This window comes from Aliirhizobium sp. YIM B11859, assembly GCF_057163345.1.
The window spans coordinates 184,632-207,683 of record NZ_JBXHAY010000005.1 but is presented as its reverse complement, the minus strand read 5'-3'; the positions used below and the strand labels follow the sequence as shown (position 1 = coordinate 207,683).

At 60.3% G+C, this 23,052-nt stretch carries 26 protein-coding genes and 1 tRNA gene; 16 read left to right on the top strand and 11 right to left on the bottom strand.

The window, feature by feature from the left end; translation table 11 throughout:
* Positions 1–2: 2 nt before the first annotated feature.
* Genes nrdR through AC2GXZ_RS20455 form a run of 3 tightly spaced genes read left to right on the top strand, consistent with a single transcriptional unit; the run spans position 3 to position 2,193 of the window.
* Entirely contained in the window at positions 3–494 is a 492-nt protein-coding gene (gene nrdR / locus AC2GXZ_RS20465; protein WP_483761049.1) for a transcriptional regulator NrdR, read from the top strand.
* The gene (ribD, locus tag AC2GXZ_RS20460; protein WP_483761048.1) at positions 491–1,579 is read left to right on the top strand and encodes a bifunctional diaminohydroxyphosphoribosylaminopyrimidine deaminase/5-amino-6-(5-phosphoribosylamino)uracil reductase RibD; all 1,089 of its coding nucleotides are present in this window, start codon (positions 491–493) and stop codon (positions 1,577–1,579) included. Before nrdR ends, ribD begins: the two co-directional genes overlap by 4 nt.
* Positions 1,579–2,193, top strand: a complete 615-nt coding sequence (locus AC2GXZ_RS20455; protein ID WP_483761047.1) for a riboflavin synthase — start codon at positions 1,579–1,581, stop codon at positions 2,191–2,193. The genes ribD and AC2GXZ_RS20455 overlap by 1 nt, the downstream gene beginning before the upstream one ends.
* A 5-nt stretch (positions 2,194–2,198) precedes the next feature.
* Here AC2GXZ_RS20455 and AC2GXZ_RS20450 read toward each other — a convergent pair whose 3' ends face one another.
* Entirely contained in the window at positions 2,199–3,353 is a 1,155-nt protein-coding gene (locus AC2GXZ_RS20450) for a GAF and HD-GYP domain-containing protein (RefSeq protein ID WP_483761046.1), read from the bottom strand.
* A gap of 278 nt (positions 3,354–3,631) precedes the next feature.
* Between AC2GXZ_RS20450 and ribH the strand changes: the two genes are divergently transcribed.
* From ribH to AC2GXZ_RS20430, 4 genes are all read left to right on the top strand, one after another.
* Positions 3,632–4,093, top strand: coding sequence for a 6,7-dimethyl-8-ribityllumazine synthase (gene ribH, locus AC2GXZ_RS20445; protein ID WP_483761045.1), 462 nt, complete (start codon positions 3,632–3,634; stop codon positions 4,091–4,093).
* Positions 4,093–4,584 (top strand): transcription antitermination factor NusB, encoded by a 492-nt coding sequence (gene nusB / locus AC2GXZ_RS20440; RefSeq protein ID WP_483761044.1) that lies wholly within the window; start codon positions 4,093–4,095, stop codon positions 4,582–4,584. Before ribH ends, nusB begins: the two co-directional genes overlap by 1 nt.
* A 15-nt stretch (positions 4,585–4,599) precedes the next feature.
* A complete protein-coding gene (locus tag AC2GXZ_RS20435) occupies positions 4,600–5,820 on the top strand; it encodes an MFS transporter (protein ID WP_483761043.1) in 1,221 nt (406 codons plus the stop codon).
* Between the two features lie 205 nt (positions 5,821–6,025).
* Positions 6,026–8,167: a sodium-translocating pyrophosphatase gene (locus AC2GXZ_RS20430; protein WP_483761042.1), complete on the top strand. Its 2,142-nt coding sequence runs from the start codon at positions 6,026–6,028 to the stop codon at positions 8,165–8,167.
* Positions 8,168–8,249: 82 nt separating this feature from the next.
* Here the strand turns inward: AC2GXZ_RS20430 and AC2GXZ_RS20425 are convergent, their stop codons facing one another.
* Positions 8,250–8,777 (bottom strand): outer membrane protein assembly factor BamE, encoded by a 528-nt coding sequence (locus AC2GXZ_RS20425; RefSeq protein ID WP_483761242.1) that lies wholly within the window; start codon positions 8,775–8,777, stop codon positions 8,250–8,252.
* Between the two features lie 219 nt (positions 8,778–8,996).
* On the opposite strand from AC2GXZ_RS20425, the gene AC2GXZ_RS20420 reads away from it, so the two are divergent.
* The 8 genes from AC2GXZ_RS20420 (at position 8,997) to AC2GXZ_RS20385 (ending at position 14,271) form a co-directional block, all read left to right on the top strand.
* Positions 8,997–9,548, top strand: a complete 552-nt coding sequence (locus AC2GXZ_RS20420; RefSeq protein ID WP_483761041.1) for a ubiquinol-cytochrome C chaperone family protein — start codon at positions 8,997–8,999, stop codon at positions 9,546–9,548.
* Positions 9,545–10,111, top strand: coding sequence for a YceD family protein (locus AC2GXZ_RS20415; protein ID WP_483761040.1), 567 nt, complete (start codon positions 9,545–9,547; stop codon positions 10,109–10,111). Before AC2GXZ_RS20420 ends, AC2GXZ_RS20415 begins: the two co-directional genes overlap by 4 nt.
* Before the next feature lie 144 nt (positions 10,112–10,255).
* Complete coding sequence (gene plsX, locus AC2GXZ_RS20410; RefSeq protein WP_483761039.1) at positions 10,256–11,302, top strand: phosphate acyltransferase PlsX; 1,047 nt, start codon at positions 10,256–10,258, stop codon at positions 11,300–11,302.
* Between the two features lie 19 nt (positions 11,303–11,321).
* Positions 11,322–12,293, top strand: a complete 972-nt coding sequence (locus AC2GXZ_RS20405) for a beta-ketoacyl-ACP synthase III (protein WP_483761038.1) — start codon at positions 11,322–11,324, stop codon at positions 12,291–12,293.
* Positions 12,294–12,413: 120 nt separating this feature from the next.
* A complete protein-coding gene (locus AC2GXZ_RS20400) occupies positions 12,414–12,752 on the top strand; it encodes an integration host factor subunit alpha (RefSeq protein ID WP_483761037.1) in 339 nt (112 codons plus the stop codon).
* Between the two features lie 139 nt (positions 12,753–12,891).
* Complete coding sequence (locus tag AC2GXZ_RS20395) at positions 12,892–13,431, top strand: MerR family transcriptional regulator (RefSeq protein ID WP_483761036.1); 540 nt, start codon at positions 12,892–12,894, stop codon at positions 13,429–13,431.
* A 116-nt stretch (positions 13,432–13,547) separates the two neighbouring features.
* The gene (locus tag AC2GXZ_RS20390; RefSeq protein WP_483761035.1) at positions 13,548–14,039 is read left to right on the top strand and encodes a BA14K family protein; all 492 of its coding nucleotides are present in this window, start codon (positions 13,548–13,550) and stop codon (positions 14,037–14,039) included.
* Positions 14,040–14,194: 155 nt separating this feature from the next.
* A tRNA-Pro gene (locus AC2GXZ_RS20385) sits at positions 14,195–14,271 on the top strand.
* Between the two features lie 21 nt (positions 14,272–14,292).
* On the opposite strand, the gene AC2GXZ_RS20380 is transcribed toward AC2GXZ_RS20385, so the two are convergent.
* The 9 genes from AC2GXZ_RS20380 to AC2GXZ_RS20340 form a co-directional block, all read right to left on the bottom strand.
* The gene (locus tag AC2GXZ_RS20380) at positions 14,293–14,496 is read right to left on the bottom strand and encodes a hypothetical protein (protein WP_483761034.1); all 204 of its coding nucleotides are present in this window, start codon (positions 14,494–14,496) and stop codon (positions 14,293–14,295) included.
* A gap of 21 nt (positions 14,497–14,517) precedes the next feature.
* Positions 14,518–14,850, bottom strand: a complete 333-nt coding sequence (locus tag AC2GXZ_RS20375) for a hypothetical protein (RefSeq protein ID WP_483761033.1) — start codon at positions 14,848–14,850, stop codon at positions 14,518–14,520.
* 181 nt (positions 14,851–15,031) lie between these two features.
* On the bottom strand, positions 15,032–15,220 hold the full coding sequence (locus AC2GXZ_RS20370) for a hypothetical protein (RefSeq protein WP_483761032.1): 189 nt from the start codon (positions 15,218–15,220) through the stop codon (positions 15,032–15,034).
* 92 nt (positions 15,221–15,312) lie between these two features.
* On the bottom strand, positions 15,313–15,462 hold the full coding sequence (locus tag AC2GXZ_RS20365) for a hypothetical protein (protein WP_483761031.1): 150 nt from the start codon (positions 15,460–15,462) through the stop codon (positions 15,313–15,315).
* A 72-nt stretch (positions 15,463–15,534) separates the two neighbouring features.
* The gene (locus AC2GXZ_RS20360) at positions 15,535–15,825 is read right to left on the bottom strand and encodes a DNA-binding protein (RefSeq protein ID WP_483761030.1); all 291 of its coding nucleotides are present in this window, start codon (positions 15,823–15,825) and stop codon (positions 15,535–15,537) included.
* A 31-nt stretch (positions 15,826–15,856) separates the two neighbouring features.
* Complete coding sequence (locus tag AC2GXZ_RS20355; protein WP_483761029.1) at positions 15,857–17,131, bottom strand: O-antigen ligase family protein; 1,275 nt, start codon at positions 17,129–17,131, stop codon at positions 15,857–15,859.
* A complete protein-coding gene (locus AC2GXZ_RS20350; protein WP_483761028.1) occupies positions 17,128–18,675 on the bottom strand; it encodes an undecaprenyl-phosphate glucose phosphotransferase in 1,548 nt (515 codons plus the stop codon). The genes AC2GXZ_RS20355 and AC2GXZ_RS20350 overlap by 4 nt, the downstream gene beginning before the upstream one ends.
* Before the next feature lie 78 nt (positions 18,676–18,753).
* The gene (locus AC2GXZ_RS20345) at positions 18,754–19,911 is read right to left on the bottom strand and encodes a glycosyltransferase family 4 protein (RefSeq protein ID WP_483761027.1); all 1,158 of its coding nucleotides are present in this window, start codon (positions 19,909–19,911) and stop codon (positions 18,754–18,756) included.
* A 6-nt stretch (positions 19,912–19,917) separates the two neighbouring features.
* Positions 19,918–20,523 carry a polysaccharide biosynthesis/export family protein gene (locus tag AC2GXZ_RS20340; protein WP_483761026.1) on the bottom strand — a complete coding sequence of 202 codons (606 nt, stop codon included), beginning with the start codon at positions 20,521–20,523 and terminating at the stop codon, positions 19,918–19,920.
* A gap of 187 nt (positions 20,524–20,710) precedes the next feature.
* On the opposite strand from AC2GXZ_RS20340, the gene AC2GXZ_RS20335 reads away from it, so the two are divergent.
* A complete protein-coding gene (locus AC2GXZ_RS20335; RefSeq protein WP_483761025.1) occupies positions 20,711–23,026 on the top strand; it encodes a GumC family protein in 2,316 nt (771 codons plus the stop codon).
* Positions 23,027–23,052: the final 26 nt, after the last annotated feature.

Genomic DNA, 23,052 nt, shown 5'->3' with positions numbered 1-23,052 from the left:
GCATGCGTTGCCCGTTCTGCGGCTCTGAAAATAGCCAGGTCAAGGATAGTCGTCCGGCGGAGGATTTCACCTCCATCCGTCGCCGTCGTATCTGCCCTGATTGCGGCGGTCGTTTCACCACCTTCGAACGCGTCCAGTTGCGCGAGTTGATGGTGGTGAAGAAGGCCGGCCGCAAGGCAGTCTTCGATCGCAACAAGCTTGTTCGTTCCTTCCAGATCGCGCTGCGCAAGCGGCCGGTCGACGCCGATCGCATCGAGCGGGCCGTATCCGGCATCGTCCGTCGTCTCGAAAGCTCTGGCGAAGCCGAAATATCTTCCGAGCAGATCGGTTTGCAGGTGCTTGAAGCCCTGAAGAGCCTCGATGATGTCGGCTTCGTCCGTTACGCATCGGTCTATCGCGATTTCTCCCATGCGGAAGATTTCGAGAAGGTGATCGAGGAGATCAACGCCAAGATCGGTCGCGACCCGGGCCTTGATCCGGATCTCGACAAATGACGAGCGTTGCCGAAGACCAGCGTTTCATGGCGGCAGCCCTTCGGCTGTCCAGATGGCACGACGGATTGACGGCAACCAACCCATCGGTCGGCTGCATCGTCGTCAAGGACGGTGTGATCGTCGGTCAGGCGGTCACCGCCACAGGTGGACGTCCCCATGCCGAAACCCAGGCGCTGGCGGTTGCCGGCGAAAAGGCGAGGGGCGCGACGGCCTATGTCACGCTCGAACCCTGTTCCCATCACGGCCGCACGCCGCCCTGCGCCAATGCGCTGGTGGCGGCCGGCGTCTCCCGCGTTGTCGTCTGCCTCAACGATCCCGATCCGCGCGTGTCTGGTCGTGGTTTTGCCATCCTGCGTGAAGCGGGCATTGTCGTCGAAACCGGACTGCTTGCGCAGGAGGGGCGCCGCGATCTCGCAGCCTACCTCACGCGCCAGACGAGCGGACGCCCTTATGTGACTCTCAAACTTGCGGTTTCCGCCGACGGCATGCTTGGTCGGCGTGGCGAGGAACTGCTGATCACCGGACCGCAATCCCGTGCCCAGGTACATATGATGCGTGCCGAAAACGATGCGATTCTCGTCGGCATCGGCACCGCTCTGGTGGATGATCCTGAACTCACGGTCCGCCTGCCGGGTCTGGAAAAACGCTCTCCGCTCAGGATCGTGCTCGACCGGAGGCTGGAACTGCCGCTGTCGTCGAAGCTGGTCATGTCGGCCTTAGATGTGCCGGTGGTAGCTGTGACGGATCCATTCTGCAGCGCCCATCCGGCAAGCGAGGCAAAACTTCGCGCCCTGATGTCTGCCGGCGTGGAAATTCTCCAGGCGGCCAGCCTTGAAGACCTTCTCGCCAATCTCGCGACACGCGGCATCTCGTCGCTGATGGTCGAGGGCGGAGCGCAGGTGGCGCGCAATTTTCTGGGGCGCGGGCTGGTCGACCGGCTTGTCCTTTCCCAGTCCAGCCTCGTTGTCGGTGCGGGCGGTCTTGCGTCGCCGGTGACGCCATCCGATATTCCGGTTGGATTTCATGGCGTTCGCGAGGACCAGTTCGGCGCTGACCGCTGGCTCGAATATGAAAGAGGCCTCTGATGTTTACTGGAATTGTTACTGATGTCGGCACGGTTGCCGAAATGACGCCTCTTGATGAAGGGGTGAAACTTCGTATCGCCACCAATTACGATCCGAAGACGATCGATATGGGCGCCTCGATCGCCCATGGCGGCGTTTGCCTCACCGTGACGAACCTGCCGGGTGACGGCAGCAACGAACGCTGGTTCGAGGTTGAGGCCTGGGAAGAGGCGCTGCGGCTGACGACGATCGCCTCATGGACGGCGGGAACCCGCGTCAATCTCGAGCGCGCTCTGAAGATCGGCGACGAACTCGGCGGCCACATCGTCTCCGGCCATGTGGACGGCAAGGCCGAGATCCTGGCGGTCGAGCCGGAAGGTGAGGCGGTCCGCATCACTCTGCGCGCGCCCGAGGGTCTGGCGCGTTTCGTCGCTCCCAAGGGGTCCGTGGCTCTCGACGGCACGTCGTTGACCGTCAATGCGGTGAACGGTACCGATTTCGATATACTGTTGATCCGTCACACACTTGCCGTCACCACCTGGGGCGACCGCAAGCCGGGCGACTTCATCAATTTCGAAGTCGACACAATGGCCCGTTACGCCGCGCGTCTGGCGGAGTTTCCGGCAAGGGCCTAAAAACCTCAATATGCCTGGTTAAACCGTTCGTGGATCTGGGCAAATTCCGGCGCGACCTCGCCGAATGCCGCAACGACCGCCGGATCGAAATGTTTTCCGCTTTCGCCGGTGATGATGCCGACAGCCTCGTCATGGCTCATCGCCGGCTTGTAGACCCGCTCCGACACAAGCGCGTCATAGACATCGGCGACGGCCATGATCCGGCCGGCCAGCGGAATGTCTTCGCCCTTCAGGCCGCGTGGATAGCCTGTCCCATCCCATTTTTCGTGATGGCAATGGGCAATTTCCTTGGCAAGGCTGAGGAAGGGATTGGTCGAGCCGATATAACGCTCTGCCGTGGCGATCGCCGCACGGCCCAGATCCGCATGCGTTTTCATGATGTCGTATTCGGCCCGGTCGAGACGGCCGGCCTTTTGCAGGATGCGGTCGGGAATACCGACCTTGCCGATATCGTGCAGCGGCGCCGACTTGTAGAGAAGGTCGACGAATTCCCCGTCCAGTCCCTCGGTATCGGGTTCGCGGCGATTCAGCGCCTCGGCCAGAACGCGCACATAGTGCTGGGTACGGCGAATGTGGTCGCCGGTCTCGTGATCCCGGGTTTCGGCGAGCGAAGCCATGGCGAGGATCATTGCGTCACGCGCACGCGCCGCTTCGTCGCGTGCTGCCGCAAGCGAATTGGTCAGCGCCACATTCGTCATCGCCACGGCAGCGGTGTTGGCGATCCGCTGCAGGCGGTGCACGCTCTCGCGCGGCGGTTCGCCGGGCTCGGCCCAATAGGCGCCGATCGCGCCGACAGGATCTGAGGGGCGAAGCGGCACGATCGCCAGGCTTTTGACGAAGGTCGGCCGATAGGCATCCTGCGGAATACGTGGATCGCCGTAGACATTATCGATTACCACGACTTCCGAATGGCTTATCGCCCAGCCGGAAATACAGGCATCCATCGGGAAGCGCAGTCCCTTCCACAAGGGCCCGATCGCGTCTTCGTCGACATAGAAGCACTCGTTGCGATCCTTGAGGATGAAGGCAAGCCCGTCGGCTCCCACAAGCTTGCGGGCCGAACGCCTGACGACCGACATGATTTCTTCGAGCCCGCGTGCCATGGAAATATCCAGCAGCAATGCGTCCATGTCATCGATCGGAAGTAGGGGCTTGGTCATAACCTCATCCACGGCAGTGTCGCGCGTAATAGTTGTGTAATATTGCAATGTGGCAAAGGCGACATTTACACTTTGTTATAGTTTAGCTGAAGTTTGAATACAGAATAAGGGGAGAAAAGAAATAAAGATGAGCGTGATATTGGCCACCTGGCGCAGCCGGCAATGCCCCAGGCGCAGACCACGTTCCTGCAAAATCGCTTGCCAACCGGCTCCCGGCGTGTTTTGACCCGCCGATACATAAAGGCCCGCTTTGCCGGCCAGATATCCGAAGGTGATCCATGTCGCTTGAAACCGTCCCTCATATCCTGATCGTCGAAGCACGCTTCTACGACGACATGGCCGATGCACTCCTCGATGGTGCGACCTCGGCACTCAAGGAAGCCGGAGCGACCTATGATGTCGTGACCGTTCCGGGCGCGCTCGAAATTCCGCCGACGATCGCCATGGCACTCGATGCTGCCGAAGAGGGCGGTACCGAATATGACGGTTTTGTTGCGCTCGGCATGGTCATTCGTGGCGAGACCTATCATTTCGACATCGTCTCGAACGAATCCTCGCGCGCATTGATGGATCTTGCCGTGTCGGAATCGCTTGCGATCGGCAATGGCATCATGACTGTCGAGAACGACGAGCAGGCCTGGGCGCGTGCGCGCCGTTCGGACAAGGACAAGGGTGGTTTTGCCGCCCGCGCCACGCTGACCATGATCGCCGTTCGCGAAAAGCTGAATGGTGCACGCTGATGTCTAACGAGCAGGAAAAGCAGGTCCAGGAAAAGCAGGTCAAGCCGGTGAACCAGCGGGGCGCAGCGCGCCTTGCAGCTGTTCAGGCTCTTTACCAGATGGATATCGGCGGCACCGGCGTGCTTGAAGTCGTCGCCGAATACGAGGCCCACCGTCTCGGCCAGGAACTCGACGGCGATACCTATCTGAAGGCCGATCCCTCGTGGTTTCGCTCGATCGTCTCGGGCGTCGTCCGCGATCAGGTGAAGATCGATCCAATCGTTCGCGGCGCTCTGCAGGAAGACTGGCCGCTGTCGCGCCTCGATTCGACACTGCGCGCCATCCTGCGCGCCGGCACGTTCGAAATTCTCGAGCGCAAGGACGTCCCTGTGCCGGTCATCGTCACCGAATATGTCGAGATCGCCCGTGCCTTCTTCGAGGAGGACGAGCCACGCATCGTCAATGCGGTTCTCGATCGTATCGCCAAGCAGGTTCGCGGCGACAAGAAATAAGCGGGGCAGAGTGGCATGGACGGTTCGGTGGACGGGTATCAGGTTCAGATGCACTCCGCCCGCCGCAACGTCACCCTCCTGGCGGCGACCCAGGCTGTAATGGGTGCCGCGTCCCCGCTCACAATCTCGATCGGCTCGCTTGCCGGCTATCAGCTTCTCGGCGAGGACAAGTCCCTCGCCACCGCTCCGATCACCGCCTTTAATGTCGGCACGGCCTGCGGCGCAATCGTGATTGCGCTTCTGTCGCGCCTGCTTGGCCGGCGCGAAGCTTTCATCTTCGGTGCCCTTATCGGCGCCTGCGGCGGCGCGCTTGCAGCAATTGCCCTGTTTCGCAGCGATTTCTGGATGTTTGTCACTGCGCTGATCCTGATCGGCACGTCGGCGGGCTTCACCCAGAAGATTCGCTTTGCGGCAGCCGACGCGTCACCTTCCTCCTACAAGCCGAAGGCGATCTCCTGGATACTCGGCGCCGGCATCGTCTCCGCCGTACTCGGACCACAGATCTCCATCTGGGCCAAGGATCTGCTCGCGCCCATCACTTTTGCAGGCGCCTTCGTCGGCATCATCCCGCTCGCTGCGATCTCGATCTCGATTCTCTTCTTCCTGAGACTACCGGCTCCCAGGTCGGCGCCCCAGAATTCCCAACCGGCGAGACCGTTGAGGGAAATCGTGCTGACGCAGCGGTTCCTCACCGGCATGGCCTGCGGCATCTGCATCTATTCGTTGATGACATTTGTCATGACCGGCGCGCCGCTCGCTATGGTGATCGGCTGCGGTTTTCCGACCGAGATGGCAACGCTTGGCATCCAGTGGCATGTACTTGCCATGTTCGGGCCAAGCTTTATCACCGGCAGCCTGATCGCCCGCTTCGGCGCCGAAAAGATCGTTGCCGCCGGACTGTTCACGATGATGGCCTGCGCCATCGTCGCGCATCTGGGGATCGAGCTCTGGAATTTCTGGGGCGCTCTGGTCCTGCTCGGCATAGGCTGGAATTTCGGCTTCATCGGATCGACCGCCATCGTCGCATCGAGCTACCGGCCCCATGAGGCCGACAAGGTGCAGGGTTTTCACGACATCGTGCTATTCGGCACGGTTGCCCTGTCGTCCTTCTCCTCCGGCAAGGTCTTCGTCACCTGGGGCTGGTCGTTCATCAACATGGTCATCTGGCCGGTCACGGTAATCTGCCTGGCTTTGATCGCGACATTGCTGTTCAGGCGCCCGCCGGCCAAGGCCTGACGCGAATTTTTTCCCGTGCGCAACCTGCGTCCATTTGAGCCCTTGTTCCAGCGGGGCTTGACGTCATTTCATCTCCACCGCAATCTCGCCTCCGCATGGCGCATACGCTTGCCTTGGGAGGGGAGAGCGACCGCCGGAACAATGCGCAGCCGGGATCTGTCTTAATCAAGACGTGTCTCCTGGCGATTTGGGAGAGGAAAATCGAATGACGGTGATTTTGAGTGTGATCGTGTGCGGTCTGCTATCGATCATTTATGCCGCCTGGGCGACACGTTCCGTGCTTGCCGCCGATCAGGGCAACGAGCGCATGCAGGAGATCGCGGGTTATATCCGCGAGGGAGCGCAGGCCTATCTGTCGCGCCAGTATCTGACGATCGCCGTGGTCGGTGTCGTCGTTGCCATCCTGGCATGGCTGCTTCTGTCGGCTACGGCTGCCTTCGGCTTCATAATCGGTGCGGTCCTGTCCGGTACCGCAGGTTTTATCGGCATGCATGTGTCGGTCCGCGCCAATGTCAGGACGGCGCAGGCCTCATCGCACAGCCTGGCTGCCGGCCTCGACATCGCTTTCAAGTCTGGCGCCATCACAGGCATGCTGGTGGCCGGTCTGGCGCTGCTTGGCGTGTCGATCTACTTTTGGGTGCTGACCGCCGGCCTCGGCCACCCCAGTGGTTCGCGTGAGGTGATCGACGCATTGGTGTCGCTTGGCTTCGGCGCATCGCTTATCTCCATCTTCGCCCGCCTTGGCGGCGGCATTTTCACCAAGGGCGCCGATGTCGGCGGCGATCTCGTCGGCAAGGTCGAGGCAGGCATTCCCGAAGACGATCCGCGCAATCCGGCGACGATTGCCGATAACGTCGGCGACAATGTCGGCGATTGCGCCGGCATGGCGGCCGACCTTTTCGAAACCTATGCGGTGTCCGTGGTCGCGACCATGGTGCTTGCCGCAATCTTCTTTGCCGGTAGCCCGGTGCTCGAATCGGCGATGCTCTATCCGCTCGCCATTTGCGGCGCCTGCATCGTCACCTCGATCATCGGCACGTTCTTCGTCAAGCTTGGCTCGAATGGCTCGATCATGGGGGCGCTTTACAAGGGCCTGATCGCAACCGGCATCCTGTCTATTGTTGGTCTGGCCATCGCCACCTCGATGACTGTCGGTTGGGGCGTTATCGGCACCGTCGCCGGCAAGGAAATCACCGGTGCGAGCTTATTCGCCTGCGGACTTGTCGGTCTCGTCGTCACCGCCCTGATCGTTGTGATTACCGAATATTATACCGGCACCAACAAGCGACCGGTCAATTCCATCGCCCAGGCTTCGGTCACGGGCCACGGCACCAACGTCATCCAGGGCTTGGCCGTATCGCTGGAATCGACGGCGCTTCCGGCGATCGTCATCGTCGGCGGGATCATCGCCACCTACCAGTTCGGCGGCCTGTTCGGCACCGGTATCGCCGTCACTGCGATGCTCGGCCTTGCCGGCATGATCGTCGCCCTCGATGCCTTCGGGCCGGTGACCGATAATGCAGGTGGCATTGCCGAGATGGCGCATCTGCCGCCGGAAGTGAGAAAGTCGACTGACGCTCTCGATGCCGTCGGCAATACGACCAAGGCGGTCACCAAGGGATATGCGATCGGCTCGGCCGGCCTTGGCGCTCTGGTCTTGTTTGCCGCCTATTCCAACGACCTTCAGTATTTTGCGGCAAACGCGCAGCAATATCCTTACTTCGAAGGAGTAGGGCCGATCTCGTTCAGTCTTGCCAATCCTTATGTCGTGGCTGGCCTGATCTTCGGTGGACTTATCCCCTACCTGTTTGGCGGCATCGCCATGACCGCAGTCGGCAAGGCGGCAAGTTCCATCGTCGAGGAAGTCCGACGTCAGTTCCGCGAAAAGCCGGGCATCATGCAGGGCACCGACCGGCCGGATTATGGTCGTGCCGTCGATATTCTGACGCGTGCGGCGATCCGCGAGATGATCATCCCGTCGCTTCTGCCGGTTCTGGCGCCCGTCGTCGTCTATTTCGGCGTGCTGCTGATTTCCGGCGGCGACAAGGCATCCGCCTTTGCAGCCCTTGGCGCCTCGTTGCTCGGGGTGATTGTCAATGGCCTGTTCGTGGCAATCTCGATGACCTCGGGTGGCGGGGCTTGGGACAATGCCAAGAAAAGCTTCGAGGACGGTTTCGTCGATAAGGACGGCGTGCGCCACATGAAGGGCTCCGAGGCTCACAAGGCTTCGGTGACCGGCGACACGGTCGGTGATCCCTACAAGGATACTGCGGGGCCGGCGGTCAACCCGGCGATCAAGATCACCAATATCGTTGCGCTGCTGCTCCTGGCGATCCTCGCCGGCTGAGTCGTCGCCTCTGCAAATCGGAGCAAAAACAAAAAAAATCCCCCGCGGTATCCGTGGGGGATTTTTGTGAAGCGATATCGCCTTACTGGTTCATGCTGCCCAGCATGCTCTTGACCGCGTTGGCGCCGCTGCTGGCTGCACCGGTTCCGCCGACAAGAATCTGCTGCAGGAAGGAAAGGTCGCGGCCGCCGGTCGGCGTCGTGCGCGAGATCGAGTCGAACACCTGGCCGTCCTGCAGCGTGTAGTTGGCCTTGCGGACCACGGTGCCGTCCTTGCCCAGATAGATCGCCAGAATCGACTGCTCCACGAGCTTCGGTTTCATGAACGCGACGGCTCGTTCCCGCTTCTGCGAGATGTAATAGAGCACTTCCGCATCGAAAGTCGCCGTTGTCGACGGCGTGCCCATGGTCAGAAGCACCTGCTCGCGGCTTGATCCGACAGGGATCATCTCGAGCGACTTCTGGTCGACCACATAACCGTTATACATCGTGTCGCCGATATTCATCGACGTGCAGCCGGAAGCGGTGACGGAGGCGAGAAGCACCAGGCTGATGGCGGTTTTATTCAGAAAAGTCATTCCGTACTCGACAGTCCGCTTCTTCAACGGGATCCCCCAGATAAACGAGACCGGCTGAAGGCCGGGCTTCCTGCTGTTCATCACCATTGTGGCTATTCCGGGGACGATGCCTCGGTAGAACCAAAGGTTTTCCGTATCGATCGCAGCCCGCTTGTGGCCCCGGCCGAACGGCATTGCAATTCGCGCCTGCTTCGGTAAACCAGCTTTCGTCTCCATGCAACATTGGGCCCGGTCATTCGCGGGACTTAATCGATGATCTTCGGGCTATTCAAAAAGAAAAAACACAATCGGCTCATCGTCGAGCGCCAATACGCAAGCTTGACGTCGGCTGCCCGCATCCCCTTTTTCTACAGTGATCTCGGCGTGCCGGACACGGTCATGGGGCGCTACGAAATGCTGTCGATCGTGATGATCCTGTTTTTTCGACGCACCGGACGCTCGGGAACCAGCGGCAAGGAGCTGGCGCAGGAGATCATCGACGCGTTTTTTCAGGATCTCGACCATTCGATTCGCGAACTCGGGATTGGCGATCAGGGCGTGCCGAAGCGGATGAAGAAACTGGCGGGCATGTTTTACGGTCGGGTGGAAAGTTATGCTAAGGGGCTGGATGCAGAAAATGCCGACGGTCTGGCCGTCAGCCTGGCGCGCAATATTCACCCAGGAGAGGAGCCCGCACCGGTCATGCGAGGCCTTGCCGAATGGATGATCGAGGTCGAGCGGCATCTCGCCGCAATCTCGGAAGACGATATTTCCCGCGGAGGCGCGGTTATTCAGCCGCCGGGTCGCGCAAGTGAGGAAAAATGAAAAACGATCACAATAATCCGGGCAAACCGCCCTTTTCCTATCCGGTCAAGGTCGGGAATATCTCCGCCAACGCCGTCACCGTCAGGCTCGAAGCAAGCGATCGCGAGCGCAGGGACGTGGCCGAACTCTGGAATGTGGTCGAGGTCAAGTCGCTGACCGCCGAGGTTCAGCTGTCGCGCTGGAAAAAGGATGGCGTCCGCGCGAAGGGCCGGGTCAAGGCCGATATCATCCAATCCTGCGTCGTAACGCTCGAACCGATAGAATCGGTACTCGACGAGCCGTTCGAACAGATATTCGTGCCCGAAGGCTCGAAGCTTGCGCGCATCGTTGCAAACGACGCTGCCGAGATGGTGCTGGACCCGGACGGACCGGACCTGCCGGAAGCCTTCGAGGGCGATACGATCGACGTTGGTGAGGCCGTTACCGAGTTTGCGGCACTCGCGATCGATCCTTATCCACGCAAATCGGGGGTAGAGTTTAGCGATCACATTGAAAGCGATGCGGGAGCCAAGAACGACAAGCCAAATCCGTTTGCCGTCCTCAAGGACTGGAAAAAGGACTGACCCTGTTGTAAGCGGCATCGAAAACTATATTTTGGCCACGATTTCGCCGGGTGGGCCAAGCATGAGCATGGCCCGAATGCCGGTGACGGCTGCCGGACAGGCTTGATACCGGTCCGGATGGCCGAAAATAAGGATCAGAGACGCGTGATCAGAATTTCTCTGGATGCCATGGGGGGCGATTTCGGTCCCGAGGTTGTCATCCCCGGTGCCGCCAAGGCACTCGATCGTCATCCTGACGTGACCCTCATCCTTTACGGACTGAAGGCAGAATGCGAGCCGTGGCTCGCCAAATTCCCCAAGCTGCGCGAGCGGTCCGTTTTCCATGAATGCGAAGTCGCAGTCGCCATGGACGAAAAACCAAGCGCTGCCTTGCGGCGCGGTCGTTATGTCTCGTCCATGTGGCGCGCGATCGAGGCGGTGAAACTCGGCGAAGCCGACGTTTGCGTTTCTGCCGGCAATACCGGCGCTCTGATGGCGATGGCAAAATTCTGTCTCCGCACGATGGCCAATATCGAACGCCCGGCAATTGCCGGCATCTGGCCGACCTTGAAGGGTGAGAGCATCGTGCTGGATGTCGGCGCGACGATCGGTGCCGACAGCCAGCAACTCCTCGACTTCGCCCTGATGGGCGGAGCCATGGCACGCGCGCTTTTCGAGATCGAACGCCCGACGGTCGGTCTTCTCAATGTCGGCGTCGAGGAAGTGAAGGGTCAGGAAGAGGTCAAGGAAGCCGGCCGGCTGATCCGTGAAGCCAACCACCCGACCATCGCCTACCAGGGTTTCGTGGAGGGTGATGATATCGGCAGAGGCACGGTTGATGTCGTTGTCACCGAAGGATTTACCGGCAATATCGCGCTGAAGACTGCGGAAGGCACCGCCCGGCAGATTGCCACACTGCTGCGCGAATCGATGTCTCGCACGCTGCTTGCCAAGATCGGCTACCTCCTGGCCAAGCCGGCCTTCGACCGGCTGCGTGAAAAGATGGATCCGAACAAGGTCAATGGCGGTGTGTTTCTCGGCCTGAACGGCATCGTCATCAAGAGCCATGGCGGCGCCACCGCCGAAGGTTTCGCCGCAGCGATCGATGTCGCCTACGACATGGCCCGCAACGATCTCAATGCGAAGATCGCGCAGGATTTGCAAATTTACCATGCCAAGCACCAGCCGCCGGCCGGTCCTGAAGCTGCATGACCACAGGATGTGAGTGAGAATGATCCGATCAGTAGTTCGTGGTTATGGGGCAGCGCTCCCGAAGCGGGTAATGACCAACCGCGATTTGGAAAGCATTGTCGATACGACCGACGAGTGGATCGTTCAGCGCACCGGAATCACCCAGCGATATATCGCTGGCGAAGGTGAGACGACGGCGTCGCTTGGCGAGCAGGCTGCAAGAGCTGCGTTGGATAATGCCGGCCTGACGCCGGACGACATCGATCTCATCCTGGTCGCGACCTCGACGCCCGACAACACTTTCCCGGCAACCGCCGTAGACATCCAGCGCCGGCTCGGCATGGAACACGGTTATGCCTTCGACATGCAGGCCGTCTGCACCGGCTTCGTTTATGCGATGGCGACCGCCGACCTGCATATCCGCGGCGGAATGGCGCGGCGCGCACTGGTCATCGGTGCGGAAACCTTCTCGCGCATCCTCGACTGGAAGGACCGCACAACTTGCGTTCTGTTCGGTGACGGTGCCGGCGCGCTGGTGATCGAGGCGCAGGAAGGCGAGGGGACCATTGCCGATCGTGGCATCCTGACGGCCAAGCTCCGCTCCGACGGCTCGCACAAGGAAAAGCTCTATGTCGATGGCGGTCCGTCCTCGACCGGAACGGTCGGCCATCTGCGCATGGAAGGCCGCGAAGTCTTCAAGCATGCCGTGGCGATGATCACTGACGTCATCGAAGGTGCATTCGAGGCGACCGGCACGACGGCCGAGGATGTCGACTGGCTGGTGCCGCATCAGGCCAATCGCCGTATTATCGACGCATCTGCCAAGAAACTGTCCATTCCGCCGGAAAAGGTGGTGGTGACGGTCGATCTTCACGGCAACACCTCCGCCGCCTCGATCCCGTTGGCACTTTCTGTCGCATGCGCCGATGGCCGTATCAAAAAGGGCGACCTTGTGATGCTCGAGGCAATGGGTGGTGGTTTCACCTGGGGCTCCGTTCTCGTGCGCTGGTGATCCCGTCGCCGTTCGCCCGGATCAAATAGCTGATTTCTCACAGACGCTTGACCCTAGTCGCCAAGCAAAATAGTCTTGGTTGGCTTTGATAAGATCAATACTGGAAACTGGGCGGGGATCATGGCGGGAAAGACAGTGACGCGTGCAGATTTGGCGGAGTCGGTGTTTCGCAAGGTCGGGCTTTCCCGCACCGAGTCGGCCGAACTCGTTGAAACGGTTATCGATGAGATCTGTAACGCGGTTGTCCGGGGCGAGGTCGTCAAGCTCTCGTCCTTCGCCACCTTCCAGGTCCGTTCCAAGAACGAGCGTATCGGCCGCAATCCCAAGACCGGCGAGGAAGTGCCGATCTCTCCGCGCCGCGTCATGACCTTCAAGGCATCCAACGTGCTGAAGCAGCGAATCCTGAAGTCGCATCTCAGCCGCAAGGCCAAGCAGAAGCCCGTCGCGCCGGTTGCGTGACGTAAGAGAAGCGAACTTCCGCTTCATTCCTGTGAACATACTTGAATCTGTCGTCTCAAGCCATTGAGATCGGTACGATTCGCGGCGTAATCTCGCCGCGCCGAGGCCGCGTGCGTCGCGGCTGCCTGGAGGTTTGAGCGTGGACAAGAGCCCGGATGCATTTCGCACAATCAGCGAGGTTGCGGATGATCTCGATTTGCCGCAGCACGTCCTGCGGTTCTGGGAGACCCGGTTCACGCAGATCAGGCCGATGAAGCGTGGCGGCGGACGCCGCTATTATCGGCCGGAAGATGTCGAACTGCTGAAGGGCATCCGTCATCTGCTCTACGATCACGGTTACACGATCAAGGGCGTTCAGAAGCTTCTGAAGACCAATGGCAACAAGTTTGTCTCCGCGATCGCCTCCGGTGATGTCGCCACGATGGATGCGATCATCGCGTCCAGTGGCGAAAAACATGCGGAACCCAAGGTCGGCGGCGGCAGTGAAGAAGACCAGGTGCTCGGCCGTCCCAAGGTCAAGCCGAGCGGCCGTTTCTTCGGTTTCGGCTCTTCGGGCGATGACGATGCGCTGGAAGTGTCGATCGGCAAGTCGAGCGTCGGCAAGGAAGACCGGGCGCTGCTTCAAGAGGCGCTGTTCGATCTCCTGGAATGCAAGCGTCTGCTCGATCAGGTGCGCTAGCCGACGCCACGGTCAGCTCAACAACTGGTTGTGATCACACGAATTTTATCGTTCACCCCTGGTTCAGAACGCAAGTTAGATCATTTCCCCTAGGGAGACATTCCGAGGAGAATAAAATGAAGAAACTTGCAATCATTCTGGTGTCAGCGGTCACCGCCTTTTCCGGCATAACGCCCGCTCAGGCGTTTCCGTCGGTAATCGTGCCTCAGGTGCAGACCTCGCAGCCTGTCGAAAAGGTGCAGTGGCAAGACAATCACAACTGGCGTCGCAGCAGCCCCCGTTATTATCGCCACAATGACGGTCGCCGCTGGCGAGATGGCGGTCGTTACAGCGATCGCCGGTGGCGTGATGGCGGCCGCTACAGCGACCGTCGCTGGCGCCATCGTCATCATGGCGGCTCCAATGCCGGTGCGATTATCGGCGGCCTTGCTGCCGGTGCCATTATCGGTGGCGCATTGGCCCAGCCGCGTTACACAGAACCCCGGCGTTATGTGGGTGGCAACAGCCATGTAAACTGGTGCTATTCGCGCTATCGGTCCTACCGGTCTTCGGACAACACGTTCCAGCCCTATAACGGCCCGCGCCAGCAGTGCTATTCGCCTTACTGATCGAGCCAAAGCAATGAACAATGCCGCTCCGGTTATCCGGGGCGGCATTGTCGTTGGTTCATGGCCTTGCGCTGCTGCTCGTCGTTGGAACGGGATTTTTCGCTTGCGCAGACAAGGGCATCCCAGTATGGAGAGCATGCTTCTTTGAAGCGGGTCGGGGCGTAGCGCAGCCCGGTAGCGCACTTGACTGGGGGTCAAGGGGTCGTCGGTTCAAATCCGGCCGCCCCGACCAATTATCTCCTTGAATTTCCAGTCAAATAATCTGAATACCGGGACGGCGGAAGATCCGGAAAACGGAACGGAAGACGCCAAAGGTTGTCATCTCGATTCGATAAGTCCCCAAACGTCCCCTAGCGAGTCGTCTTTTTCCGGCGTCGTTCACCTGCGCCAGCTCGGCCGCGATGGCACCACGACTTGATTGAATTCCAGAAGAAAGCCCACCGGCAAGGCGGGCCATGACTCGGTTTTTGCTTCTCTATCAAATGATAGGGCAGCCTCGACGATTTGCGAATGTAATGCGGTCCGGACCATGTCGTGTCATGCCTTCGACCGTGACACTGCGGGATGTCGCCCTCACGACTTCTGGCCGACGAAGCCCTTCATCACGAGCCGCAGCACGTGCTTCGCCAGGGCTGCAGCCCCGATCGCGGTCACGATCACGATCGTAGTCGCGATCTCTGACCACCGGGCGGATGCCATCCGGGCCCAGCCGCAATTCGACGTCCTGCGCTGCTGCCGGCATGGAAAATGCTGCGCATCCCGAAATCACGAGAGCAGTTGCAAGTCCGATTCTGGATGTTGTCTTGAGCATGTCTTCTCCTCCGTACCGACGAACTTGCGCCGGCATCATCTATAGATTTACGGAGAAGTAACCCGCAGATAAGCGGAATGGTTCCGGGCGGCAATGCGCTGGAAATCAAGTGTAGCAAATAAAGAGCTGCAGACCGGACGTCGGTGGACCGATTGATTTCCTATATGATCAGACCGTTCGGCTAACGAAAGCGCGGCGCCCGGCTCGCGTTCATCAACAGTTCCTGCTGCGATGCGAACGGTCCGAGAAGCTTGAGAAGCCGGGCTTCCTCCTCGGTATCGAGGCGATAGCGCCGCGCAAAATCCGCGACGCTCCAGACTTTTTTCAGGCCCTTGTCTTCCAGGTCTGCCGTGCTGAGATGCGATGTCATGTGAACCCCTCTTCGCGTTCAAAAGACTTTGCTGAAACAACTTGGAATAACTATGCGCTTTTATAGTTAAGTTTATATGCGCAATTTTAATTTTAGTCTTCTTTCACCTTCACGCCGTTCTCGCCGATGCTGATCGAAACACCCTCGGGCTTCGTCTCTTCGTGATAAACGTAGAAACCGAGCCCGCCGACGATAACGATCAGGGCTCCGATGATGAGGTAAAGGCCATTACTGCGCGCCATGCGTATTCCCACTGTTGAAATGCGCCGGGGAAACGCTTTCGAGCTCAAATCGTTCCAAAAAATTTCAAATCTTTAGCCGTCATTCGCAGAATTTAGATTGTCGGGTTTGATCCCTTCATCCGTGCCTTGGCTATGCATCCTGACGCCGGCTCCGGAAGCATCCTGCTGGCCGGCGGCGACGAACACGACGCCACGGGCCTCGAACAGGCGCTTCAGCCGTTCGGCTGTCTCCTGATCTGCGGTTCCGGATGAACCTTCGATCGAATGAATGGTCTCGACGCTGATGCCGGTGGCGCCGGAAAGGTCGTCGACGGTGATGCCGATCAGGGCGCGTGCGGCGCGCAATTGGGAGGTGGTGAGCATGATATGTGATTTGGATTGCCGGCCCGCAAAGTCAAGGGGTGCCGGCAATTCGCGAGATGCTGGAACCGGGGCGAGGTGCTGAACGCCGCCGCATATGCCGGTGTTCGAGCGCGTAACAACCCCACAAAATACCGAGCAGCATGTAGAAATGGCGCCAATGGTCTGTGTCGATGACGTTGCCGATCAGCGCATGGCCGACGATCATCACCCAGGCAATCATCAGGAACGGCTGCCATTGCCGCTCGCGCAGCAGATAACGGAAACCCATCACGATTGTTGACCAGATCATCACCTGATAGGTGACGAAACCCAGCCAGCCATAGGTGGTCAGCGATTTCAGCCAGATATTGTGCTCGTCTTCGCCGTAGATCTTGCCAAAGGCCATCGGCCCCAGCCCCAGCGGACGCTCCATCGCCATCAGGAAGCCGATCTTGTGCCGCTCGAAACGACCGAGCCGCGCTCCGTCATATTCCTGCACAAGCTTGGCGCGATTGGTGAACAGGTCGGCGACCTGATGGAACTGCAACGCCACGGCCAGCGCCAGGACGAGCACGAGGGCGGCAATGACGGAGATCGTCAGGATCTTCAGCCGAAAGGCGGTACTCCGCTCCTTCAACAGCATGACGACGACCAGCGCGATGCCGCCGAACAGAAGCAGGCCCCAGGCCGCGCGGGAAAACGACAGGAAGACCCCGAGCACCAGCACCAGAATGCCGGCGATGAGAAGAGGGGAGGTGATGAGCCGTCCGGTTAGCAGACGGTAGAGCATGTAGAGGATCGGCGCGACCAGATAGGGGCCAAACACGTTCGGATCCTGGAAGGCACCCATGGCGCGGTCGTAGCGGGTGAAGACATGGGCGCCGGGAAAGGCGTTGAAATACCCGAGAATGCCCAGCATCGCCGTCGCCAGTGCGGCAACGATCCAGACCTTGAAGATCAGTTCCAGCCGCCCCGGATCATCCTCGACGATGGCGGCATAAAAGACGGAACTCAATCCAAGGAAGGTCGACACGGCGAAATACATCGGTGCGCCGCTCATGTCCTTCATCACCGTGAGCGAGAAAAGCCCGCCGATATTGAAGACAAGCAGAAGGGTGAGCAGGAAACAGGTGGTGCGCGACAGCTTCAGCCCGAGCACGAACCAGATGGCGATCTGCACCACCATGAAAAGTTCATAAGGGGCGGGTTCGGAAATCACGAAACCCGAGAGAAGGACGCCGAAGGCAATCAGGCCTCTGCCGGCGAGGCGTGCGAGTTGTGTGGCGGAGGGGCGCTCTCGCCGGGTTTCGAAAGCCGCCGTCGTCAATATGCATTGTCCGTGTTGAACAGGCTGATCGGCGTCAGGAACAGGATTTTGAGGTCGAACAGCAGCGACCAGTTTTCGATATAGTCGAGATCGTGCTGGGTACGGGCGCGGATTTTCTCATCCGAATCGAGCTCGCCGCGAAGTCCCTTGACCTGCGCCCAGCCGGTGACGCCGGGTTTAACCCGATGGCGGGCGAAATAGCTCTCCATCACGTCGACATATTTGCGCTCGCCCGTCTGGGCGTGAACGGCATGCGGGCGCGGGCCGACCAGCGACAGCTCTCCCTTCAGGACGTTGAACAGCTGAGGCAGTTCATCGATCGAGGACTTGCGCAAAAAACGTCCGACCGGTGTTACGCGCGGATCGCCCTTGGTTACCGCCTTGACCGCCGTGAGGTCGCTCATGTTCGTATACATCGAACGGAATTTCAGGACCTTGATAACCTCGTTGTTGAAACCGTGACGGTTCTGCCGGAACAGGATTGGTCCTTCCGATGTCGTTTTGACCGCGATTGCCGCAATCAGCATGATCGGCCAGAGCAGGGCGATCGCGATGACAGTGAAGACGATGTCGAACACCCGCTTGGCGACCGAATCCCAGTCGCGGATTGGCTTGTCGAAGAGGTCGAACATCGGCACTGTGCCGACATGGGAATAGGAGCGCGGCCGAAAGCGCAGCCGGTTGGCGTGGGCGGCAAGCCGAATATCGACCGGCAGCACCCAGAGCTTGCGGACGAGCTGGAGGATGCGGGCCTCGGCCGTTGCCGGCAGCGCGATGATCAGCATGTCGATGCGGGCAAGGCGGGCAAATTCCACCAGCTCAGCAAACGTGCCGAGCTTGGGATAGCCGGCAACGACGGTCGGCGAACGCTGGTTGCCGCGGTCGTCGAAGATCCCGCAGATTCTGATGTCATTGTCGGGCTGCTGCTCGAGCTGCCGGATAAGGTGCTTGGCCGGATCACCGCCGCCAACGATGACGGCCCGTCGCTCCATAACGCCATTGCGCGCCCAGTTGCGGATTGCATAGGCCGTCAGCATGCGTTCAGCCATCAGAAACAGGGCGCCGGCCACGAGCCAGACTGCAGCCGCATGCGCCGGATAAATCACGCCTTCGGAGAGCGAAATGGCAAGGCAGGTGATGGAGAAACCGATCAGCCAGGCCGCCAGCACCCGTTTGGCTGTGCGGCGTGCGGCGCGGATCGATGGGATGAGATAGGTATCCACCAGCTGCAGGACGATGATGGTCAGCGCGCTACCCGCCGCCGTCAGCGCAAAGCGCCCCATGAAATGGCCTTCCGGCGGCGGTGCCATGGTGAAACCGACAGCTAGACCGACTGCCAGCAGCAAGGCCAGTTCGAACAGGCGAAACTGGCCGATCAACATGGTCGGCGAATAGTTGTTGTCGCGGAACTGCTCGGCGATCTGCTTGGCAAACGCATTGAGTTCGACGGGCGCGCCCGGCGCTTCGGCACCCTGCACAGCCTCCGATGCCCGACGGCGCAATGCCTCGAGGTCCAGCTCCTGCGGATTGCCAAAATCGTCCATCGATCGATCCCTTGTCCCCCGGCTTCCGTCGGGGAAATCATAAGGAAATCGCTTATCAGAAAGTTGCTAAGGAAGCATTTAGGACGTGTATTTTTGGGGCGAGGGAAGCAGCTCCCGATAAAGCCCGATCATGTCGCGCGCCATCACAGGCGCAGAGAACACGGCCTTGAAGGAGGCCGGTTTCGGCATGGTGCGGACCCGCCAGTCGGCTTGCGTCGCTGCGGCCGTCATGATGCGGGAAAGATCGTCCGCGTCGCCGGGAACTGCCAGCGCCTCGCTATCTTCGCCAAGCACTTCGGGTATGCCTCCGACCCTGGAGGCGATGACCGGTTTTCCAGCGGCAAGCGCCTCAAGCACGATATAGGGCATTGCCTCCGCGCGCGACGGCACGACGACGGTTCGCGCAAGCGCAAAGGCTTTGCGGGTCTGCATCGCCGGCAGCATCTGCAGGCGAAGGCCAAGGCCACTTTCTGCAATCATCGCCCTGTAGCTGTCCTCGTCGGGACCGTCGCCGACCATCAGTGCCGAAAGCGGGCGTCCGATGCGGCGTTCGGTGCGGGCAAGCGCGTCGATGAAGACGTCCGGTCCCTTCATGTCCCGCATCATGCCGATGAACATGAAGTCGGCCGCGTCGGGCTCCAGCGTGACGGGAGAAAATTCCGCCTCGTTGATGCCGTTATAGATGACCTGGCTAACTGGCTGTGGCCTGCCGATCTTGGCCTCGTAGGTTCGTCGCTCGTAGTCGCAGACGAACACGATTGCATCGCTGAACCGTTCCTGGAAACGTTCGAGCCTGAGCACGATCTGGCCCGCAAATGACGATCGTGCAAAATGCAGGCTGCCCCCATGGGGGGAATAGACGCGGGCGACGCGATACTTATTAACCCGCAACACTGAGCCGATCGCACGTGCCATTGCGCCACCCTTGGCGCCGTGACCGTGGAGAATATCCGGCCGCAAACTCTTGATATGCCGATAGCTCTTGAAAAGAGCGATCATGTCGGTCGGCGATATCGCCCGCCGCATCGGCATGCGCGTCAGTCCGAGCGCCAGCCGTGGCCGGATGGTCTCGAACAACGCGTCTTCGTAGGCGCCACCCGTCGTGCTGTCGCACAGGATGCCCACCTGGTGCCCGGCGGCACTATGCTCTTCCACCAGATCGCGCACATGCCTGAATATCCCGCCGATCGGGTTTCGGAAGCAGTGCAGGATGCGCAGGGGCGGGGCGGGTGGCATATCCGGTCAGAACAGACGCTCGCGGACATAGATCGTGTCGCCTGCAAGAACCGGCGCGGTAACGCCCGTGCGTCCCTTCACCACCTGGCCGTTGATCTTGCGGGTCACGTCTACGTCACGCTCGTTGCCGCGCGAGGTAAAACCTCCGGCAATCGCGATCGCGTTCTGTGCCGTCATGCCCGGCACGTAGGAATACTGGCCGGGCCGGCCGACCTCGCCCATGACGAAGACCGGGCGGTAGCGGTCGATCTCGATGCTGACATCCGGGTCGCGCAGATAACCCTGCTTGAGCTTGGCCGCGATCGATCCTTCAAGGGCCGGCAGTGTCTGGCCCCGGGCGGCCACCTGGCCGACCAGAGGGAAGGCGATATAGCCGGCCTGGTCGACGGTATAGGTATTGGTCAGTCCCTGTTGCTCGAAAACGGTGACGCGCAGGCGGTCGCCGCTATCGAGGTGATAGGGTTGCAGGGCCGCGGTTTCGAAGCCCTTGGTTACCGGCACCTGCGAGGCGCAGCCGCTCAACAGGCCGATTGCGACCGTCAGAGCTGCCGCCAATGCCTTTTTGGGCTGGCCTTTATCGGCCCGGACTGTGTTGAAAAGGGTGAGGACCATGTCCCACTCAGGCTCCGGCTGTTCGTACCATCTCGCTCCGTTATGGAACTGTTAGGGTTAATGGCCGGTAAAGGCGTGCCGGGAAAATCAGCGATGTCGAAAATAGGCAGGGGAGTTGGTCATGCATTAACCGCAGGGTTACCATGGTCCTTTACCATGCACGCGATTGCGAATGGTGGAGCATGTGATGTCTGGTGCGAACGGCAGTAACCAGGATGTGGATATCGACCTGGGTCGGGTGGCAGCAGCGCTTTGGGAGCGCAAGGGCCGGATCCTCGCCGTTACCGCATTCGCGGCCGTCGGCGCGATCGTTGTCACCAGCATTATGACGCCGAGCTACAAGGCCGAGACGCGACTGCTGATCGAGTCCCGATCTCCAAACCTGACCGGGACCGATGCCACCGTCGCAAACGATCCGGTTCTTGATGCGCTCAACATTACCAGCCAGGCGCAGCTTTTGCAGTCGACCGACCTGATCCGTCGGGTGGCGAGGGAACTGAACCTTGCCAGTTACAAGGAGTTCGACCCGGCAGCAAAATCGCTTCTGCCTGATCTCCTGGTCATGACCGGACTGAAACCCGACCCGATGTCGCTCGATCCGGAAGATCGGGTGGTCGAGAAGTTCCGCGAAAAACTGCAGGTTTATGCCGTCGAGAATTCTCGCGTCATTGCGATCGAATTTTCCTCCCATGACCCCAAACTGTCGGCAGCCGTTCCGAACAAGATGGCCGATGTCTACCTGGAACTCCAGAGCGGCGCGAAGATCGGCAACCATCAGGAGACGGCCAAATGGCTGGAGCCGGAAATCGCCAGCCTGACCCGGAAGGTCAAGGAGGCCGAAAGCAAGGTTGCCGATTACCGCTCCAGCAACGGCCTCTTCCAGACAAACGGCGCCAGCAGCTTTTCTTCCCAGCAGCTGAACGACATTTCGACGGAACTCACGCGGGTGCGTGGCGAGCGCGCCAATGCCGAGGCGAGGGCGGAGAATGTCCGTGCAGCTCTAAGGGCAGGGCGGGCTTCCGACACGATTTCTGACGTCGTCAGCTCGCAGGTCATCCAGCGCCTGAAGGAAGCTGAAGCAAATCTTCAGGCGCAAATTTCGGATCAGTCGACGTCGTTGCTTGACGGTCATCCGCGCCTCAAGGGACTGCGGGCGCAACTGGCGCAGATCCGCCAGCAGATTTCGAGCGAGACGCAGAAGGTGCTTGCAAGCCTCGATAGCGAGGCGAATGTATCGCGCCTGCGCGAGCAGCAATTGATGACGCAGTTGAATACGTTGAAGGCGGATTCCGCACGTGCCGGCGAGGAGGAGGTGGGCCTGAGGGCACTGGAGCGCGAGGCGACTGCCCAGCGCCAGCTCCTGGAAACCTACCTCTCGCGTTATCGGGAAGCCACGTCGAGGCTCGACAGCAACGCCACACCGGCGGATGCCCGCATCGTGTCGCAGGCCGTCGAACCCTCCGAACCCTTCTTTCCGAAGATCATTCCGATCGTTATCGTCGTGACGCTGGCTGCTCTCATCGTCAGCTGCCTGATCGTGATGATCTCCGAACTCTTCAGTGGTCGCGCGCTGCGCCCGGCCTATCGTGAAGCCGAGATTGAGCCGAACCTCCTTGATGGCGAAGAAAAGATGTCGACGAAGGCCCCGGTCGCAAAGCCGGTCGCGGCGGCTGCGGTGACTGTGGTCGCGCCCGTGGCGAAAGCCGTACCGGTGATCGCAAATACGTTGCCCGTCATCGACACAGCCGAACCTGCGGCGTCGGAGCTGGCGGTTCCGAAGGTCGAGACTGCAGCAAGCACTCTGCCGTCGGCACTCGGGCTGCAGGCGCTGCGCGACGAAAACATCGAGCCTGAGGTCGATGGCGGGGACACATCGGACCCAGTCGACGCGGCACTGCTGCTCGGCACAGGTTTCACCATCGGGTCCGTCGCTCATTATCTGCAGCGACATGCCGTGCCGGTCGCAGTCGCCGTCTCTCCGGCAGGCGACAACGGCTCGACGGCAACTGTAATGTTGGCCCGTGCCGTTGCCGAAACCGGCCGCACGGTGATCCTGGTCGATCTGACCGGATCGGCCTGCCCGACGCGGCTGATGGCGGAACACGACCGGCTTGTCGGCATTACCGACCTTCTCTGCGGTGAGACCGCCTTCGGCGATGCCATCCATCGCGACCGGCTTTCGGAAGCGCATATCGTGCCGCAGGGCGTCTCGGAACCGGCGCGCGCCATGCGCGCCGCCGACCGCCTGACGATGATCATCGATGCGCTTTCCGATGCCTACGATCTCGTTCTGATCGAATGTGGTCCGGCCGACACGACCAGTCTTGGGCGCCTTGTCGGTGGCGAGAGTTCCGAAGTCATCCTGTCGGTCCCCGGTTTTGGCGACGACGCGATTGCCGCACTTGTCGTTACCTATGCTGATGCCGGTTTCCCCAACCTGCTGGTCATGGCGCAGACCGACGATAGCCAGTCACCGCAATCGCACCGGCGTAGCGCCGCTTAAAAGCCCTCACTGGGGATGTGCGCAGC

What these genes read in the sequence shown, in the direction of transcription:
- AC2GXZ_RS20340 (WP_483761026.1), bottom strand. Translation starts at nt 20,523, where the DNA reads ATGGTCCTCACCCTTTTCAACACAGTCCGGGCCGATAAAGGCCAGCCC.
- ribH (WP_483761045.1), top strand. Translation starts at nt 3,632, where the DNA reads ATGTCGCTTGAAACCGTCCCTCATATCCTGATCGTCGAAGCACGCTTC.
- AC2GXZ_RS20345 (WP_483761027.1), bottom strand. Translation starts at nt 19,911, where the DNA reads ATGCCACCCGCCCCGCCCCTGCGCATCCTGCACTGCTTCCGAAACCCG.
- AC2GXZ_RS20400 (WP_483761037.1), top strand. Translation starts at nt 12,414, where the DNA reads ATGGCGGGAAAGACAGTGACGCGTGCAGATTTGGCGGAGTCGGTGTTT.
- nrdR (WP_483761049.1), top strand. Translation starts at nt 3, where the DNA reads ATGCGTTGCCCGTTCTGCGGCTCTGAAAATAGCCAGGTCAAGGATAGT.
- AC2GXZ_RS20420 (WP_483761041.1), top strand. Translation starts at nt 8,997, where the DNA reads ATGATCTTCGGGCTATTCAAAAAGAAAAAACACAATCGGCTCATCGTC.
- AC2GXZ_RS20390 (WP_483761035.1), top strand. Translation starts at nt 13,548, where the DNA reads ATGAAGAAACTTGCAATCATTCTGGTGTCAGCGGTCACCGCCTTTTCC.
- AC2GXZ_RS20335 (WP_483761025.1), top strand. Translation starts at nt 20,711, where the DNA reads ATGTCTGGTGCGAACGGCAGTAACCAGGATGTGGATATCGACCTGGGT.
- AC2GXZ_RS20365 (WP_483761031.1), bottom strand. Translation starts at nt 15,462, where the DNA reads ATGGCGCGCAGTAATGGCCTTTACCTCATCATCGGAGCCCTGATCGTT.
- AC2GXZ_RS20430 (WP_483761042.1), top strand. Translation starts at nt 6,026, where the DNA reads ATGACGGTGATTTTGAGTGTGATCGTGTGCGGTCTGCTATCGATCATT.
- ribD (WP_483761048.1), top strand. Translation starts at nt 491, where the DNA reads ATGACGAGCGTTGCCGAAGACCAGCGTTTCATGGCGGCAGCCCTTCGG.
- AC2GXZ_RS20370 (WP_483761032.1), bottom strand. Translation starts at nt 15,220, where the DNA reads ATGACATCGCATCTCAGCACGGCAGACCTGGAAGACAAGGGCCTGAAA.
- AC2GXZ_RS20360 (WP_483761030.1), bottom strand. Translation starts at nt 15,825, where the DNA reads ATGCTCACCACCTCCCAATTGCGCGCCGCACGCGCCCTGATCGGCATC.
- AC2GXZ_RS20380 (WP_483761034.1), bottom strand. Translation starts at nt 14,496, where the DNA reads ATGGCCCGCCTTGCCGGTGGGCTTTCTTCTGGAATTCAATCAAGTCGT.
- AC2GXZ_RS20435 (WP_483761043.1), top strand. Translation starts at nt 4,600, where the DNA reads ATGGACGGTTCGGTGGACGGGTATCAGGTTCAGATGCACTCCGCCCGC.
- AC2GXZ_RS20350 (WP_483761028.1), bottom strand. Translation starts at nt 18,675, where the DNA reads ATGGACGATTTTGGCAATCCGCAGGAGCTGGACCTCGAGGCATTGCGC.
- AC2GXZ_RS20405 (WP_483761038.1), top strand. Translation starts at nt 11,322, where the DNA reads ATGATCCGATCAGTAGTTCGTGGTTATGGGGCAGCGCTCCCGAAGCGG.
- AC2GXZ_RS20450 (WP_483761046.1), bottom strand. Translation starts at nt 3,353, where the DNA reads ATGACCAAGCCCCTACTTCCGATCGATGACATGGACGCATTGCTGCTG.
- AC2GXZ_RS20375 (WP_483761033.1), bottom strand. Translation starts at nt 14,850, where the DNA reads ATGCTCAAGACAACATCCAGAATCGGACTTGCAACTGCTCTCGTGATT.
- AC2GXZ_RS20455 (WP_483761047.1), top strand. Translation starts at nt 1,579, where the DNA reads ATGTTTACTGGAATTGTTACTGATGTCGGCACGGTTGCCGAAATGACG.
- nusB (WP_483761044.1), top strand. Translation starts at nt 4,093, where the DNA reads ATGTCTAACGAGCAGGAAAAGCAGGTCCAGGAAAAGCAGGTCAAGCCG.
- AC2GXZ_RS20415 (WP_483761040.1), top strand. Translation starts at nt 9,545, where the DNA reads ATGAAAAACGATCACAATAATCCGGGCAAACCGCCCTTTTCCTATCCG.